General features: G+C 49.3%; 1 protein-coding gene and 1 pseudogene. Both read left to right on the forward strand.

All coding sequences use genetic code 11. The features are described from left to right. On the forward strand, positions 1-235 hold a 235-nt coding region (locus tag ACNART_RS17890), incomplete at its 5' end, for a DUF6950 family protein (RefSeq protein ID WP_416303687.1). After that, positions 235-562, forward strand: a pseudogene (locus tag ACNART_RS17895) (phage tail protein); the annotation flags it as partial. The gene ACNART_RS17890 and the pseudogene ACNART_RS17895, both read left to right, overlap by 1 nt.

Consider the following 562-nt stretch of genomic DNA (forward strand, 5'->3'; position numbering starts at 1 on the left):
CAAAGCTGAAGCCTTCAATCTGATCAAATCCAAATTTGGCACATTAGATAAAGCCGTTTCACGCTATTTCAAATCCATTGAGATCGAGTGTGTTCAGCGTGGTGACCTCGTTCTGTTTAAAGGTGAGGACGGTGACAGTTTAGCCGTGGTCTGGGCGGGGCATTATTGGGGCGTAACCCCACAAGGTGTGAAGCCGGTGCAGATTAACCCAATCAAAGCGTGGAGAGTGGAATAATGGGGGGAAGTGGTGGATTAATTTCAAAAGTCGTGGGTGCGGGCTTAATGATTGCGGGGCTATTTACCGGAGGCGTCACCTCAGCGATAGGCATGGCGCTGATGGCAGCAGGCGTCGCGGTTCAAGTCGCAGGTTCGCTTATCTTTAAGCCAAAACTTCCGTCAATGAATTATCGAGATACCGGTGAACGCAAACAGATGTTACGTTCATCGTCTGCCCCTGAAACCGTGATCGTCGGAAAAACAGTGATATCGGGTTTGCTTTTCTTCGCCGAAGAAGAAGCGGGGGAGCAAGATGAAAATGAAAAAATCACACTGGCATTGGCGC

The organism is Proteus sp. LHD240705, assembly GCF_047921555.1.
Taxonomy (GTDB): domain Bacteria; phylum Pseudomonadota; class Gammaproteobacteria; order Enterobacterales; family Enterobacteriaceae; genus Proteus.